This window comes from Flavisolibacter tropicus (assembly GCF_001644645.1).
GTDB lineage: Bacteria > Bacteroidota > Bacteroidia > Chitinophagales > Chitinophagaceae > Flavisolibacter > Flavisolibacter tropicus.
Genome location: NZ_CP011390.1, coordinates 4,195,160 through 4,211,465 on the forward strand (window position 1 = coordinate 4,195,160; position 16,306 = coordinate 4,211,465).

15 protein-coding genes are annotated in these 16,306 nt (G+C 42.6%); 11 read left to right on the forward strand and 4 right to left on the reverse strand.

Annotated features, from left to right (window positions below; translation table 11 throughout):
- Positions 1-18 precede the first annotated feature (18 nt).
- The 5 genes from SY85_RS17875 to galA all read left to right on the forward strand — a co-directional run bounded on the left by SY85_RS17875 (position 19) and on the right by galA (position 8,228).
- Positions 19-861, forward strand: a complete 843-nt coding sequence (locus tag SY85_RS17875) for a SusE domain-containing protein (protein ID WP_066406224.1) — start codon at positions 19-21, stop codon at positions 859-861.
- A 20-nt stretch (positions 862-881) separates the two neighbouring features.
- Complete coding sequence (locus tag SY85_RS17880) at positions 882-2,024, forward strand: SusE domain-containing protein (protein ID WP_066406225.1); 1,143 nt, start codon at positions 882-884, stop codon at positions 2,022-2,024.
- A 130-nt stretch (positions 2,025-2,154) separates the two neighbouring features.
- Complete coding sequence (locus SY85_RS17885; RefSeq protein ID WP_066406226.1) at positions 2,155-4,710, forward strand: cellulase family glycosylhydrolase; 2,556 nt, start codon at positions 2,155-2,157, stop codon at positions 4,708-4,710.
- Between the two features lie 30 nt (positions 4,711-4,740).
- Entirely contained in the window at positions 4,741-5,790 is a 1,050-nt protein-coding gene (locus SY85_RS17890) for a glycoside hydrolase family 53 protein (RefSeq protein ID WP_066406227.1), read from the forward strand.
- A 23-nt stretch (positions 5,791-5,813) separates the two neighbouring features.
- Entirely contained in the window at positions 5,814-8,228 is a 2,415-nt protein-coding gene (gene galA, locus SY85_RS17895; protein WP_066406228.1) for a beta-galactosidase GalA, read from the forward strand.
- A 52-nt stretch (positions 8,229-8,280) separates the two neighbouring features.
- On the opposite strand, the gene SY85_RS17900 is transcribed toward galA, so the two are convergent.
- Genes SY85_RS17900 through SY85_RS17910 form a run of 3 tightly spaced genes read right to left on the reverse strand, consistent with a single transcriptional unit; the run spans position 8,281 to position 9,559 of the window.
- Positions 8,281-8,886 carry a hydrolase gene (locus SY85_RS17900; protein WP_066406229.1) on the reverse strand — a complete coding sequence of 202 codons (606 nt, stop codon included), beginning with the start codon at positions 8,884-8,886 and terminating at the stop codon, positions 8,281-8,283.
- Positions 8,886-9,254 carry a helix-turn-helix domain-containing protein gene (locus SY85_RS17905; RefSeq protein ID WP_066406230.1) on the reverse strand — a complete coding sequence of 123 codons (369 nt, stop codon included), beginning with the start codon at positions 9,252-9,254 and terminating at the stop codon, positions 8,886-8,888. The genes SY85_RS17900 and SY85_RS17905 overlap by 1 nt, the downstream gene beginning before the upstream one ends.
- Positions 9,255-9,265: 11 nt before the next feature.
- Positions 9,266-9,559, reverse strand: coding sequence for a type II toxin-antitoxin system HigB family toxin (locus SY85_RS17910; protein ID WP_066406231.1), 294 nt, complete (start codon positions 9,557-9,559; stop codon positions 9,266-9,268).
- Positions 9,560-9,935: 376 nt separating this feature from the next.
- Here SY85_RS17910 and rplM point away from each other — a divergent pair, with 376 nt between their 5' ends.
- The 6 genes from rplM to SY85_RS17940 all read left to right on the forward strand — a co-directional run bounded on the left by rplM (position 9,936) and on the right by SY85_RS17940 (position 15,267).
- Positions 9,936-10,379, forward strand: coding sequence for a 50S ribosomal protein L13 (gene rplM, locus SY85_RS17915; protein WP_066406233.1), 444 nt, complete (start codon positions 9,936-9,938; stop codon positions 10,377-10,379).
- A gap of 38 nt (positions 10,380-10,417) precedes the next feature.
- Entirely contained in the window at positions 10,418-10,807 is a 390-nt protein-coding gene (gene rpsI, locus SY85_RS17920; RefSeq protein WP_066406234.1) for a 30S ribosomal protein S9, read from the forward strand.
- Between the two features lie 93 nt (positions 10,808-10,900).
- On the forward strand, positions 10,901-11,854 hold the full coding sequence (gene rpsB, locus SY85_RS17925) for a 30S ribosomal protein S2 (protein ID WP_066406235.1): 954 nt from the start codon (positions 10,901-10,903) through the stop codon (positions 11,852-11,854).
- Between the two features lie 165 nt (positions 11,855-12,019).
- Positions 12,020-12,859 (forward strand): translation elongation factor Ts, encoded by an 840-nt coding sequence (gene tsf, locus SY85_RS17930; RefSeq protein ID WP_066406237.1) that lies wholly within the window; start codon positions 12,020-12,022, stop codon positions 12,857-12,859.
- 69 nt (positions 12,860-12,928) lie between these two features.
- Positions 12,929-13,597, forward strand: coding sequence for a YceI family protein (locus SY85_RS17935; protein ID WP_066406239.1), 669 nt, complete (start codon positions 12,929-12,931; stop codon positions 13,595-13,597).
- A gap of 179 nt (positions 13,598-13,776) precedes the next feature.
- Positions 13,777-15,267 (forward strand): alpha/beta hydrolase-fold protein, encoded by a 1,491-nt coding sequence (locus SY85_RS17940; protein ID WP_066406241.1) that lies wholly within the window; start codon positions 13,777-13,779, stop codon positions 15,265-15,267.
- Positions 15,268-15,271: 4 nt separating this feature from the next.
- Here SY85_RS17940 and SY85_RS17945 read toward each other — a convergent pair whose 3' ends face one another.
- Positions 15,272-16,243 (reverse strand): 1-acyl-sn-glycerol-3-phosphate acyltransferase, encoded by a 972-nt coding sequence (locus tag SY85_RS17945; protein WP_066406242.1) that lies wholly within the window; start codon positions 16,241-16,243, stop codon positions 15,272-15,274.
- Between the last annotated feature and the right edge of the window lie 63 nt (positions 16,244-16,306).

Below are 16,306 nucleotides of genomic sequence, written 5' to 3' on the forward strand. Positions count from 1 at the left end.
TTCCAATCATAATTAGATATGAAAAAGATATTCAAACTATTCTCCTTCTTCACCATGGCGATTCTGTTATGGTCTTGTGAGAAAGATGAAAATAGAATCACTTTCGAAGGTGGGACAGCTCCAGCAGCTACTTCTACAAAAACAGGAACCATTCCATTAACGTTTGCCACCAGTGGTGAGGAAGCTTTCCGTTTAGACTGGACCAACCCAAACTACAAGTTCACTACAGGTGTTAGTTCTCAGAACGTTTCGTATACCATTGAGATGGATACCACAGGGGCTAATTTCACCAATCCCAAGAAGAAATCAATTGCTATCAGCAGCAGCTTAAGTAAAACGTTTACGCAAGCTGAATTGAATGATTACCTGTTGAACACCTTGGAAGTGAAAGCGGGAATGTCTCACCAAATAGAAATGCGCGTGATTGCCAATTTGGCTTCTGGTGCCGGACTATTGACTTCTAACATATTGAAGTTTAACATGACGCCATATGCCATCCCTCCTAAGGTTGCCGTTCCTTTTACAGGTCATTTATACCTGATTGGTAGTGCTACGCCAGGTGGTGATGCTACCGGTTGGAACAACCCGGTGCCTGTACCTACGCAAGAGTTTAAACAAGTTACTCCGACGCTATATGAGCTTACCATTCCATTGATTGGCGGTAAAGAATACTTGATGATCCCTGACAACGGAAGTTGGAGTAATAAATATGCAGTGGGCAATAAATCATTAGCGGGCTTAGCTGACGGTGGCGAGTTTGGCTATAACCTGGGTGATAACTTCCCTGCGCCTGCTGCCAGTGGTACGTATAAAATCACTGTGAATTTTCAAACAGGACGATTCTCCGTAGTAAAACAGTAAATCACAACTAATATCATTTTATGAGATCAATTATAAATTTCATTCTGCTTTTAACAGGCATGACGGTATTCCTGACCTCATGTGATAAAGTAGACGACCTGCCTGTTTATGGCAATGGTAAGACTTCTGTTCTTACGGCTTCTACAACTACTGTAGCACCAGCGGCAGCAGATTCCATGAAGACGGCTTTAACATTGAAGTGGACATATCCTGGCTATGCTACGGATTCCAGCAACATTAAGTACCGTATAGAATTTGATGCTACCGGAAACAATTTCGCTAATCCATATGTGAAAGAGATATTAGGCAAGGACAGCGTTGCCATTATTGCCAGAGAGCTTAACAATATGCTCTTAGCCAGAGGTTATGCTTTCAACATACCCGTTGATATGGATGTAAGATTAATAACTTCCTATGCCAACAATAACGAGCGCATTACAGCTAATACGATCAAGATAAAGATGACTCCTTATAAGGTGCCGCCAAAAGTAGCTTTACCTGCTTCTGGTAAGTTGTTTCTAGTAGGTGGCGCTACTGTAGGTGGCTGGAGTAATCCGGTTCCTGCGCCAAGTCAGGAACTGGCTCGTTTGGATGAAACAACATTTGGAGGTGTATTCCAATTAAAAGGCGGTGAATCCTATTTAATACTTCCCGTAAATGGAAGTTGGGATGCCAAGTATGGCTTTGATGGAGCTAATAATGGAAACAAGGTTGAAGGTGATAACTTCAAAGCAGGTGGCGGTGATTTGAAAGCACCTGCAGCAGATGGTTTATATACCATTATCGTAGACTTCCAGGCTGGTAAGTTTACTGTAACACCGTTTACCGGTGCACATGGCCTGCCTTCTGATTTATACATTGTGGGTGGTGCTACACCAGGTGGTTGGAGCAATCCGGTTCCAACACCAAGCCAGCACTTAACTCGTTTAAATGCCTCTCAGTTTACAGTTACCTTGGCTCTTACCTCAGGCGAGAAATTCTTGTTATTACCTACCAATGGTGATTGGGGTAAAAAGTTTGGTTTAGATGGTGCTGCTGGTACCAATAACCTTACAGGAAAGTTCAAGCCAGAAGGTGCCGATATTCCAGCACCGACAACAAGTGGTAATTATAAGATCACTTTCGACTTTGTAACGAGCACTTATACGATGGTGAAGATCTAACGCTAATGCACATAACTATAAAAAAAGGCTACTTCTATTGGAGTGGCCTTTTTTTATAGTGGGCAATATTCAATTTCATTTTCTGTATTTGTTTACAGAGATTTGAAAATCATCCGAAAAACGAAGACTAATGCGGCTCCGTTATCTGTTATTGTTTATATACACAATCATTTCTACTCAAGCATTCAGCCAATCAAACAACCTTGTATACGTAGATAAACAAGGTGTGATGCGTTGGCGTAAAGACAATAAGGAAGCTGCCTTTTTCGGCGTCAATTATACGGTTCCCTTTGCCTATGGATACCGGTCGGTAAAGGCGTTGGGCGTTAACCAGGAAACCGCTATTGACCAGGATGTTTATCACTTCTCACGCTTAGGGTTAGACGCCTTTCGGGTGCACGTGTGGGATACAGAGATCAGCGACTCTCTGGGTAATTTAAAGGAGAACGAACATTTGCGCTTGTTTGATTACCTGGTTGCTAAACTGAAAGAGAAACAAATCAAGATATTCTTAACGCCATTAGCTTTCTGGGGAAATGGGTATCCGGAGAAAGACGTAAACACTGGCAGCTTTTCCAGCAAATGGAATAAACAAAAAGTGCTGGTTACAGAAGACGCCATCCGCGCGCAAGAAAACTATCTGCAGCAATTCTTGAAGCATGTTAATCCATATACGAAGACCACCTATGGTCAGGATCCTGATATCATAGGACTAGAGATCAACAATGAACCGCATCATAGTGGTGCCAAGCAACAGGCGTCCGACTATATCAGCCGCATGGTTAAAGCCGTGCGCGGTAGCGGATGGACAAAACCTGTTTTCTATAATATCAGTGAGTCGCCTTCGTATGCAGGTGCTGTAGCCAACTCAAATATTGACGGTGTTAGTTTTCAATGGTATCCTACCGGTCTGGTAGCGAACCACACGGTAAAAGGTAACCATCTCCCGAATGTGGATGTGTATCGCATTCCTTTTGGTGATACAATACCTGCTTTTCATAACAAGGCCAGGATGGTCTATGAGTTTGATGCTGGTGATGTATGGGAGTCATATATGTATCCTGCTATGGCCCGGAGCTTCCGCACGGCTGGCTTTCAGTGGGCCACCCAGTTTGCTTATGATCCTTTAGCCACTGCTTATGGTAATACAGAGTATCAAACCCATTACCTGAACCTGGCGTATACGCCATCAAAAGCCATTAGCCTGCTGATCGCATCCAAAGCTTTTCATCAGCTTCCGCGCAATAAAAGCTATGGTGCCTATCCTGTAGATACTGTTTTTGATGTCTTTCGTGTAAGTCATCAAAACCACTTAAGTGAGATGAATGCAGAATCGGATTATTATTATTCCAATACAACAACAACACAACCAAAGAATGCTTCCAAATTGCAACATATAGCAGGTGTGGGTAGTTCGCCCATGGTTATGTATCAAGGATATGGTGCTTACTTTTTGGATAAACTAGCTAATGGTGTTTGGCGACTGGAAGTAATGCCTGATGCTATTCCAATTCGTGATCCATTTGAACGAGCATCGCCATCGAAAGAGGTGGTTCGCATTCAGTGGGCTACACAGCCAATGGAAATTAATCTTACTGATTTAGGAGCTGAATTTAGTATACAAGCCATTAATGAAGGTAATCAGCATAATGCCACAGTTTCAGGGCGTCAAGTGACTATACGGCCGGGAGTTTATTTGATAACCCGTAAGGGCATTAATCCAGCTTCAATCAACATCTCACAACAGCAGCGGATGTTTGTAGCGCCGTTGCCAAAGTATAGTGAATCTTATGTGGCGCATACGCCTTTTGAACAACTAACAACAGGTATTCCAACTGTGCTAGCAATGCGGTTGGTAGGAGTGGACAGCGCTGATCAGGTTTCTGTTGAAATGCGCCACTCTGCCAACCAATGGAAAGCGGTTACACCAAAGCGTGAGAATGCATATGATTATTCTGTGGCTATACCCAATGAGATGCTGGTGCCAGGTATCATCAACTATCGGGTTATTATTCGTAAAAAGGATGGAACCATCACAGTATTTCCCGGGAACCATAAAGGAGATCCCTATGCATGGGATGCATACATCAATGATAGTTGGGAAACGAATGTGGTAGCTGCTACTGCGCCACTTGAGCTTTTTAATGCCAAGGAAAGCCGCCAACAAATACTGCTTTACAATCCTGATTGGCGCAATAATGCCATTGCTTATATAACAGCAGATGAAACAGGCGAGGTTTTATTACGGGCTTCTATGAGCAAGCCGGAAGCCGGCCAAGTGATGGGATGGCAGTATTATATAGGCGATCGAATCAACGAGCGTATAAGTGATCTGTCTTCTTTTGATCATTTAATAATAAAAGCACGTACAGCGAATGAAACACCTGCTAAAGCGCGGATAGCACTTATTAATCATCGGGCGCAGGCATTCGTAACCTATGTTACGCTGGATCAAACCTTGAAAGAAATAAGTATTCCTGTAAACAGCTTAAAGCAGGATGCTATGTTGTTATTACCAAGACCATATCCTGGCTTTTTGCCACTGTGGTTTACCAGCAAAGCAGAAGGCGCCTTAAACCTTTCGGAGCTGGAGCGAATAGAAATATGTTTTGGGCATGAAAATAACGAACAGGGAGGACCATCCAGTATTGAAGTGTCATCGATCTGGCTTCAAAAGAAAAATTAATCAGAAACAGTTTTAAAAACTTTCTCCTATATGAAACAGGCTCTGTGCAAACCATTGATTCTCATTTTTTTCTTCGCCTGTTTAGTAGGCTGTAGAAAGCCTGGAGCAGAGCAAACAGATGATACGAGTGATCCTGTGACACCTCCTGTACAAACAGTTTTTGCAAAGGGCGCAGATGTAAGCTGGATCACCGAGATGGAAGCCGCTAATAAAAAGTTTTACAATGCTAATGGCCAGCAACAAGAGGGAATGGCTTTGCTGAAAAGTTTGGGTATGAATACGGTTCGGATAAGGGTGTGGGTAAATCCAACTACTGGATGGAACAATAGGGCAGATGTGATGGATAAGGCAGTGCGTGCGAAAAACCTAGGTCTTCGGATAATGATCGACTTTCATTATAGCGATACCTGGGCAGACCCAGGAAATCAAACAAAACCTGCTGCTTGGGCTAGTCAAGGATTAGCTGCACTTAAGACGTCGTTATATAATCACACTACAGAAGTTCTAACAGAATTAAAGAGTAATAATATAATACCAGAATGGGTGCAGGTAGGTAATGAAACCAATGATGGCATGCTGTGGCCGGAAGGTAAGGTATCCGTAAATATGGCGGCCTTTGCACAATTAGTAAGTGCGGGTTATGAGGCCGTAAAAGCAGTGAGTAGTACAACGCAGGTTATTGTTCATCTTTCCAATGGTTATGATAACGCACTATATCGATGGCTGTTTGATGGATTGCGATCTAATGGTGCCAAATGGGACGTTATTGGAATATCGCTTTATCCTTCACCATCCAACTGGTCTGCATTGACAGCGCAATGTCTTGCCAATATGAATGATCTGGTGGCTCGATATGGCAAGCCGGTAATGGTTGTAGAAGTAGGTATGAGCTGGGATAGTCCGGCGGAATCAAAGGCTTTTCTAACAGATATTATATCCAAAACAAAATCAGTTGCCGAAAGTAAGGGATTGGGCGTTTTGTATTGGGAGCCCTTAGCTTATGGAAATTGGCAGGGCTACTCCTTGGGCGCTTTTGATAATAGTGGAAAACCTACAGCGGCTCTGGACGCATTTCGGTAGTACTACTTAAATAATGATTGAATATGGTTCGGTTCTTTTTCATTTTCCTGCTGGTAGTTGATGCTGCTATAGGTATGACGCAATCTTCACAACGTAAGCGTGTTAACTTTGACGAAGACTGGCGGTTCCATTTTGGAAATGCGGCAGATCCAACAAAAGATTTTAATTATCGTATAGCGCCCATTTTTGCCAAGTCCGGTGCTACTACCAATACAGCATTGGGTGTTGGCTTTAAAGACAGTTCGTGGCGGCAATTAGATCTGCCACACGATTGGGCCGTAGAACTACCTTTTGTTAATTCACCCAACTTCGATGTAATGGCGCATGGCTATAAACCAGTGGGTGGTTTGTTTCCAGAAACCAGTGTAGGTTGGTATCGTAAGCATTTCACCATAGCCCGTAAAGATTCAGGGCAGCGTTTCTCCGTTACATTCGATGGCATCTTTCGTGATGCCAACATATGGGTGAATGGCTTCTATCTTGGTAATAATCAAAGTGGCTACATCGGTGTTACATATGACATTACCGATTATATCAACTATGGCCGCGATAATGTGATTGCAGTGCGTGCCGATGCCAGTCAGTATGAAGGCTGGTTCTATGAAGGGGCCGGTATCTATCGTCATGTGTGGCTGAATAGTTATAACAATACACACGTTGCTAATGATGGCATTTTTGCCAGTGCTGAAGTGAAAGGCAATGCAGCAACCGTTAGTATTGAAACAACAATAGAAAACCAAGGGCAGGGGACGTCTGCTTGTACTGTTCAAACCTATGTGACTGAACGTAATGGTAAAGTTGTAGCTCAATCAAATGAACAACCTTTGACCTTGCTAACAATCGAAAGCAAAGCGGTTACGCAACAAGTAGCGGTTTCACAACCACACCTCTGGTCTTTAGAAGATCCTTACCTATACCGCGTTGTAACAATCATCAAACAAAATGGAAAAGTAATTGATCGTGTTCAGCATCGCTTTGGTATTCGCACTATTGATATCAAATGGAATGGTGTCTTTTTAAATGGCAAACACGTAAAAATTAAAGGCACTAACAATCACCAGGATCATGCAGGGATAGGTAGTGCCTTGCCGGATGCCATGCAGTATTACCGTGTGCGTTTACTAAAAGAGCTCGGCTCTAATTCCTACCGGGTGAGCCATAATGCTCCAACGCCTGAATTACTGGACGCCTGTGATAGTCTCGGCATGTTGGTGATTGATGAACAACGCTTACTCAATAGCAGTCCTGAGTATGTTTATCAATTGGAACGCATCATTAAGCGCGATAGAAATCACCCATCTGTTTTTCTATGGTCGATTGGCAATGAAGAAGGTTGGATTCAAACTACTACCATCGGCAAGCGTATTGCACAAAGCCTGTTACTGAAACAAAAAGAATGGGACCCTACCCGGACAAGTACCTATGCGGCCGACCTGCCGAATGTATTTAATGGAGTGAACGAAGTGATTCCTGTACGCGGATTCAATTATCGTGATTCTTTTGTGGCAGCTTATCATAAAGATCACCCCATGCAACCCATTATTGGTACTGAAATGGGGAGTACGGTAACCACGAGAGGAATTTATGAAGTGGATACTGCAAGGGCTTATGTGCCTGACCAGGACATCACTTCACCCTGGTGGGCCAGCACAGCGGAAGAGTGGTGGACGGAAGCGGCTGTTAATGATTACTGGTTAGGTGGGTATGTCTGGACTGGGTTTGATTATCGTGGCGAGCCAACGCCGTATCAATGGCCCAATGTTAATTCGCATTTTGGGGTAATGGATGTATGTGGCTTTCCTAAAAACATTTACTATTACTACCAGTCTTGGTGGACGGATAAAGATGTATTGCATCTATCTCCACACTGGAACTGGAAAGGAAAAGAGGGGCAGCTTATTGATGTTTGGGTAAACAGCAATGCCGATAATGTAGAATTGTTTTTAAATGGCAAGAGTCTAGGTAAAAAGGATATGCCACGCAACAAGCATTTGCAATGGAGTGTGCGCTATAAACCTGGGGTACTGGAAGCAGTGGCCTATAAGAAGGGAAAGAAGCTGACAAGCAAAGTAGAAACTACGGGTGCACCGGTTGCTATTATTTTGAAAGCGGATAGAAACAGTTTACTAGCCGACAATCAGGATGCAACAGTTGTTAACGTAAGTGTAGTCGATCAGCAGGGCAGGGAAGTACCTGATGCGGGAAACCAGATTCAATTCTCCCTAGCTGGTAGCGGTAAAATTATAGGTGTTGGTAATGGCGATCCCAGCAGCCATGAGCCGGATAAATATTTCAATGGCGCTTGGAAGCGCCAGTTATTCAATGGGAAATGCCAGGTGATCATTCAGGCAGGCAAAGAAAAAAGCCCGATACAACTAGAAGCTAAGAGTGAGGGCTTAAAGCCGGCCGTTGTATATTTTCAGCAAGAAATACTTTAAGACAATGATCTTTAGAGAAATAAAAAAAGGCAGCAATTTCGCTGCCTTTTTTTTATTGAACATCTTTTTGATTCTGAATAATAAAGGCAATAATCTCCTCCAGCTGGGTATCAATTCTGCTAATAGCATCTTGTATATCCTCGCGGCTCACCTGTGCGGCAAATGCGGGAGTCTTAAGTTTCTTCAAAATACTCTTTACATCCATGCCTTCATAGCGCGTTGGGCGGATCAGGGCTGCGGCATGAATAAAGCCGGAAAGCTCATCAAACACATAGATCATCTTATCCATGATAGTTTGGGGCTCAACACCGAAGTAACGGGGGCCATGGGAGGCAATACATTGGATAATAGCAGGATCTATCTGACGGCTCTCCAACTCTTCAATAATGATACGACAGTGACCTTCGGGGTGTTTTTCCCAGTCGGCATCGTGCAGCACACCAGCCAGCAACCATTTGTGGGCTTCGGTTTCGGGTAGCTTTTCCCGCTCCAGGGCCCAGGCTTTCATGACGGCACCTACCTGTTTCATATGCAGGCGCAGGCGTTCGTTGGCCACCCAGGCGTTCAATAATTCCAGGGCTTCGACTTCCGTTAATACGTTTCCAATATGGGCTGAATTGCCAAATTGGGTTCTTCCCAGCGACAGATTTACTTCCATTATTGTAAATGATATTCTTTGGTTAAAGCATCCGCCGGTATACGTAAAAGCTTGCTAAACAAGCGGATCATTGTAAGTGAAAGAGGTTGCTTATAATTCAGTACTTTACTGATGGTCCCTTTATCACCATATTCCTTGGCTAAGTCTGCAGGTTTATAGCCGAAATCTTCCATTCGGATTTTGATGATCTCAATTGGGTCTACATCAGGCAAGCTCCACTGTTTTTTCTCATACTGGTTAATAAGGAATGCTAAGAGGAGCATCTCTTTATAGGCAGAAGATCCTTCTTCTGCAGTATAAATTTCTTCAAAGCGTTGGGTGGCTTCGTGATACTCCTTTTCCGTTTCTATCAAAAACCACTGTTTCATGCTTGACGATTTTAAATTGTTTCTGGATCTATTTGATCATACTCATTATGCGTACCAATGAATCTGATTACCACAATTCCGCCATCATAATTTATAAATACAATGAGCCGGTAAGTATTGTGGAGTATTTCAAATCGGGCTCGGTTATTCTTAATGATTTTGGCTTTGGGAAAATCTTCTAATACATCTTGTTTCTTTTTCCATGAGGCCTGTTCTGTTACGCTTACCCAAGCGGCCAAACTCTTACGAGAATCTGCATGTTTTTTCCCAAATTCATTTAGCTTGTTCAAATTGACAATGAGCATGACAATTCCTTTAAGATTAATTCGATCTTATTTTTGGTCGATTTTTTCTTGAACCGTCGCTTATCGTCCCTGACAAGCTTACTTTTCAATAAGTGCGTGCAAAGTAGTAAAAAAGTTGGTTATTTGCCAACTTTTTAGCCGATGCCACTAAAAGAACAATTTATAGTAATGGTCAAAACAGAACATTTATACTTAAAAGCACAAGATTTTTGTTAAGTATTTTAAAAAGGGTTCAAAATTATTATTGTTTATCAATAAGTTACAAAGGTGCTCTGCAAAATAGTGGGTGTTTTTCTTGGCTGTCACGAAGATAAATGAGTATTTTCGCGCCTCAATTTTAAAAAGTCAGGGGATGGCCTGACATAAAACTCAAATCATGAGCAAATTACATTTTACAACAAAACATGCGAATGCGGCTACCGTACAACGCAACTGGTACGTTGTTGACGGTACCAATCAAACCGTGGGACGTATGTGTGCTCGTATTGCTGCAATCTTACGTGGCAAGAACAAAGCATACTACACCCCTCACGTAGACACTGGTGACTACATTATCGTTATTAACTGCGATAAGGTAAAGCTGACTGGTAACAAAATGGATGAGAAACTGTACGATCGTTACAGTGGTTACCCAGGCGGACGTAAAGAAGAAACAGCGAAAGACCTGTTGAAGCGTCGTCCAGAAGTGTTGATCGAGAGAGCGGTGAAAGGTATGTTGCCTAAAAATCGTTTAGGCCGCCAGATGTACAAAAAATTATTTGTATACGCCGGTGTTCAACATCCGCATACTGCACAACAACCAAAGGAATTAAAATTCTAATTCCAAATTCCAAATTTCTAATTCCAAATACTACATAAATGGAAAAGCAAAAAAATAGTGTTGGTCGCCGTAAAGAAGCCGTAACGCGTGTATTTATCGCTAAAGGCAGCGGTGCTATCACTGTAAACGATAAAGACTACAAACAATATTTTTCACTGGTTTACTTACAGAACCAAGTGGAAAGACCTTTAAAGACTGTTGAAGTTGCGGATAAATATGATATAAAGATCAATGCAACGGGTGGTGGTGTTAAAGGCCAGGCTGAAGCCGCAATGCTGGGTATTGCCCGTGCATTGGTAGAGGTAAATCCTGAGTTTCGTCCTGCTTTAAAAGCAGCCGGTTTACTGAAACGTGATCCACGTTCTGTAGAGCGTAAGAAATTCGGTCATAAGAAAGCCCGTAGAAGCTTCCAGTTCTCTAAACGTTAATACCAATTTGAGATTTGATATTGGATGTTTGACATTCTGGTATCAAATCTTCAATCTCAAATTTCAAATTATAAACTTCAAATTATCCAATAAATGGAACAAAATACTTCCCTTCAACAACAACTCCTCGAAGCAGGTGTACACTTCGGTCACCTGAAGAAGAAGTGGAATCCAAAGATGTTACCTTTCATCTTCGCTGAGAAGAAAGGTATTCACATCATTGACCTGAATAAAACAACAGAGGCTATGCAGGAAACTGCCGCTGCCCTGAAACAAATCGCTCGCAGCGGTAAAAAGATCTTGTTTGTAGGTACTAAGAAGCAAGCTAAAGATATCGTTACTGAATGCGCTCAGCGTGTAAACATGCCTTACGTAACCGAGCGTTGGTTAGGTGGTATGTTAACCAACTTTAACACTGTTCGTAAGAGCGTGAAGAAAATGCAGAGCATTGAGAAAATGCTGGGTGATGGTTCTTTTGACTCTATCACTAAGAAAGAGCGTTTGACTTTAACTCGCGATAAAGATAAAATGGAGAAAGTATTAGGTGGTATCGCTCAATTAGGCCGTGTACCTGCTGCTTTATTCATCGTTGATATCGGTCATGAGCACATCGCTTTAGCAGAAGCTAAGCGTTTAAACATCACTACTTTCGGTATCGTAGATACAAACTGCGATCCTAACAAAGTAGACTTCGCTATCCCTGCGAATGATGATGCTACAAAATCTATTGCTATCGTTACTAACTATATCGTTGCTGCTATTGCAGAAGGTTTAGCTGAGCGTCAAGCGGCTAAAGAAGAAGATGGTGATGAAGCAGCTACTGATCAGGAGAACGAAAGAAGAGCTGCCCGCTTAGAAGCTGAAGCTCAAGCTGAAGGTGGCCGTGGCCGTGGTGGTCGTGGTGGCCAAGGCGGTGGCGCTAACCGTGGTGCTGGTGGTGGTACCGGTCGTGGTCCTGGCGGTGGTGGCGCAGCTGGTGGTCAGCGTCGTCGTACACCGGGTCAAGGCGGTGGCGTAGGCCGTGGTCCTGGCGGTGGTAAAAGATAAGGTTAGTCGTTGATAGGTTGACAAGTTAACAAGGTTAACTCCTCAATCTTCCAACGTTTCTTTATCATTTCTTCTACTACAAATCATAGTATTGAACATAAAGAAATGTGCCGATGATAACTCATTGGCACATTTTCAAATAGTCTAATCTTCAAATTAAGAATTATGTCAACTGTAACAATTACAGCTCAAGATATTAATAAGCTACGTCAGGCTACTGGTGCAGGTATGATGGATTGCCGCAAAGCATTAACTGAAACAAACGGTGACTTTGAAGCAGCTATCGACTGGTTACGTAAGCAAGGTCAGAAAGTTGCTGCTAAGCGTAGCGACCGTGAAGCTAAAGAAGGTGTAGTTATCGCTAAAACAACTGCTGATAACAAAACTGGCTTCATTGTTAGTGTTTCTTGCGAAACTGACTTCGTATCTAAGAATGCTGATTTCGTAGCTTTTGCACAAAGCATTGCTGATGCTGCTGTGGCTAACAACGTGAAAAGCGTTGAAGAGCTGAATGAAGTATCTGTAAATGGTCAGAAAGTCGCTGACCTGATCAACGATAAATTAGCTTCTATCGGTGAGAAGATCGGTGTTAACCGTTTTGAGCGTGTAGAAGCTCCTTATGTTGCTTCTTACATTCACGGTGCTAACCGTATGGGTGTATTAGTTGGTTTCAACAAAGATGCTGGTGAAGCTGGTAAAGATGTAGCTATGCAAATTGCTGCTATGAACCCGGTTGCTATCGATGAAACTTCTGTTCCAGCTGATGTAGTTGAAAGAGAAAAAGCAATCATCTTAGACGTGATCCAGCAAGATCCTAAAATGGCTGGTAAGCCGCAGGATATGCTAGAAAAGATCGCTCAAGGTAAACTGAATGCTTTCTTCAAAGAGAATACCCTATCAGCACAAGCTTTCGTAAAAGATAGCTCTAAGTCTGTAGGTGATTACCTGAAAAGCGTTGACAGCGATCTGAAAATTACAGAATTCAAACGCGTAGCGTTAGGATAATCAGTAATAAATTGTTTTTAGAAAGGAGTCTTTTATAGACTCCTTTTCTATTTGTATGATGCTCATATTATGAAAAAGTATTTTTTCTATTGGAGTTGCCTGTTGGGGCTAGCGGCTTGTCAAAGCATTCCCAAGGCAGATAAGGCTGTTATTGTTTCCAAACAGCAGGTTGTTGCAAGCAGTAGCCAGGCCGTTGTATTTAAAGTGGATACAGCTAGCAGCAGCATAATATGGATAGGCACCAAGCCCACTGGCTTCCACACGGGAACTTTCAGATTAGATCAAGGCGTGATTCTACTGGCAGATCATGTTATTAGTAGCGGTGAATTTAGTATTAATGTTGCTTCACTCAGTAATAAGGATTTGCAGGGCGATTCGAAGAAAAAACTCGAGGACCACTTAAAAAGTGCTGATTTTTTTGATGTAGCCAACTATCCTACTGCCCGCTTTGAGATTACCCATATTAGCCTTTATGATAGCACACAGGTAAAGAGTTTGATGGATAGTGCTACACATTTGATCAGCGGTAATCTGACTTTAAAAGAGCAAACAAGAAATATCACCTTTCCCAGTATTGTACGATTGACGGATACCAGTTTAGAAGCGTCTGCCTATTTTCTCATAGACCGTACCCAATGGGGATTGAACTATGGTAGTGATCGATCGTTGCAGGATCGGTTTATTCGTCCAGAGGTTGCCATTCAGCTATCTATTAAGGCGACAAGATCAGAACCATGATGAGAATCCCGGAGTTTTAGATTTCTAATTTCAGAATTTAAAAGCAATTGGGTTGATAATAGGTGAAGCTGGTAAATAATTGCCGGCTTTTTCTATGCTCATCCTATAATACTAGCGTTTCATACCTATTTGTGGCATACTACGAATGTGTTCGTCTAATATTGCAGAAAAGCTTTTAGATGAAAAAAGTATTGGGCTTTCTAAGCTTGCTGGGCATTGTTACCTCGCTTTCGGCACAAACGAAGATCTATTTGCACCTGGATACTTCTGTACACCAAACTTTAACAGGACGTCTTTTGTTATTTACGACTACAGATACTGTTAAAGGTGTACCTGATCAACCGAATTACAAGCAGCCCGTTTTTGCAGTTAATGTGACCAATTGGAAGAAGGATAGTGTGTTGGTTATAGATCAGCAAGCGGAAGCTTTTTCCACCCATTTGCAAGATCTTCCAACAGGCTATTATAAGATTGCTGCCTTTATGGATGCCCACCCTGAAGAGCGCGGTGGTTATAATGTAGGCAACGTATACTCTAGGAAGAACGCCCTCTTACACATAAAAACAGAAGGAGTGAACGAAGCGCATTTGTACATGGATGGTCAGATAAAACCCCGGCCCTTCAAGGAAAACGATTCGTTGAAATTGCTAGAACTTAAAAGCAGTTTGTTAAGTAGCTTTCATCATAAAGATGTATTTGTAAAAGGAGCTGTCATATTACCTGCCGGCTACGATGCCAATAGCACACAAACCTATCCGGTGGTTTATATCATACCTGGTTGGGGCGGTACACATTTCGACGCTATGAGCAGCGGACCACGTAAACGTTATGGCATCGGAATGGGGCAGCCAAAGATCTATGTTTATTTGAACCCCGAGACACAAACTCCTTGGGGGCTACACGCTTTCGTGGACTCACGTGTAAACGGACCTTGGGGTAAGGCCTTGGTGAATGAGGTAATACCCTACATTCAAAAGAACTATCATGGAACAACAAGTCCCAATCAGACTTTTGTAATGGGACAGAGCTCGGGCGGTTATCCTTCTTTATGGCTGCTGCTAAACTACCCGAAAGCCTTTGGAGGTGGGTGGGCGATATCGCCAGATCCGGTTGATTTTAGCAATTTTTCTGGTATTGACTTCTATGCTAAAGACGTCAATTTTTATACTTACAATGATGGAACGCTGGTGCCATACGATATGCGAAAAGGTCAAGCGCAAGGCACTATGAAGCAAAACATCCAGATTGAGTTGTTTAGCGACGACGGCGGTCAACAAGTTTCTTTTGAAGCGGAATATGGCAAACTGGGAACAAATGGAAGACCGCAACCCTTATTTGATCGCATAACTGGAAGAATTGATAAGCAGGTATTGGCCAATTGGAAAGTTTACGATATGGGCCTGTTTATTCAAAAACATTGGAAAAAAATGGATAAGGACTTAAAGGGGAAGATTCATGTTTATGCTGGTGCCGAGGATAACTTCTTTTTAAACAAATCAGTAGAAGCATTTAAAGCCAAAGCCGATAAGCTGCAAGCCGATATGGTGGTGGAGGTGATACCCGGTGCTGATCATTGGTCTATCTGGAGCGAAAGCCTTACCAAGCGCCTTCAAAGTGAAATAGATACATTGATCATTCAAAACAAAAGCAGAGATTCACGTTCTCTATAGGTGTTTAAGATTTACCAAAAAGCGTAAAGTTCAATTGCGCCAAACACCAGGCTGTTAAAGGCATGAAAACAAAAAGCGGCAATGCTGCAAATAAAGAGACGCTGTAAGCCATTGCTAACACAAAACCTAATAAATACAAAGGATATAGTAACATGGGCAGGGCGTGTAATACTGAATCGAAATGACCACTTTTCTTAAACAAGGCATTCGTAACCAACCGAGCGAATACATATAAAGGATAATGGAGCAGCAGGCCAACTAGTGCGGGAAAAAAGAGCAATACCCGCTTCCATAGAGATACTGTTGGTTTAAAATACTGCTTGTACACCGGATCTTTTTCTGAAGGGATCTCGTATACCAGTGATTGCAATTGGTTTTTCAGTTCGGTGTTAAAATAAAGGTTTTGCTTGCCGTCAGTTTCATGGCCGGCTACTACTTCATGAGAGAATGGGTTTCCAAAAAGCAGGTGCACTTCTTTTCCAAACTTCTTAAATGAATCATAATTAATACCCACTGGTAATACCTGTAAGGGAATGTCTTGTTGCCAGGCGCTGGTAGCCAGGCGGGCTGTTCCTTTGGGTAGGGGGCGCAAGTGCCATTCGTTTTCGCATAGGCCTTCGCTGAAGATCAGTACAATGCCGTTTTTCTTAAAAATCTCAATGCAGGAGGCAAAGGTGGTGTAATTATGTTCCAGGTTTTCAGCCCCCTCACGTGTGCGGTAAACCGGGGCCAGGTGTAGCCAGCGTAACATTCTATTGGCCCAAGGGTGTTTAAATGCATCGCCGCGGGCCAATGAATATATATGTTGGTCAAACAGCGTGGTTAGTATAATACCATCTAAAAAGGAGTTTGGGTGATTGGCAGAAAGTAACAGCGGGCCGCGGGCCTTTAAATACTGGGGCTTATTAATAATGATCGTTGAGCAATAGAGCCGGATAGCCAGTCGGGCATAACTTTTCAGTAACCAAAAAAACACGGGTGAATATAAGCTATTCTGGATTGGCAGATCAACGGCTTAAAAAGAAGAAAATCGTTGATG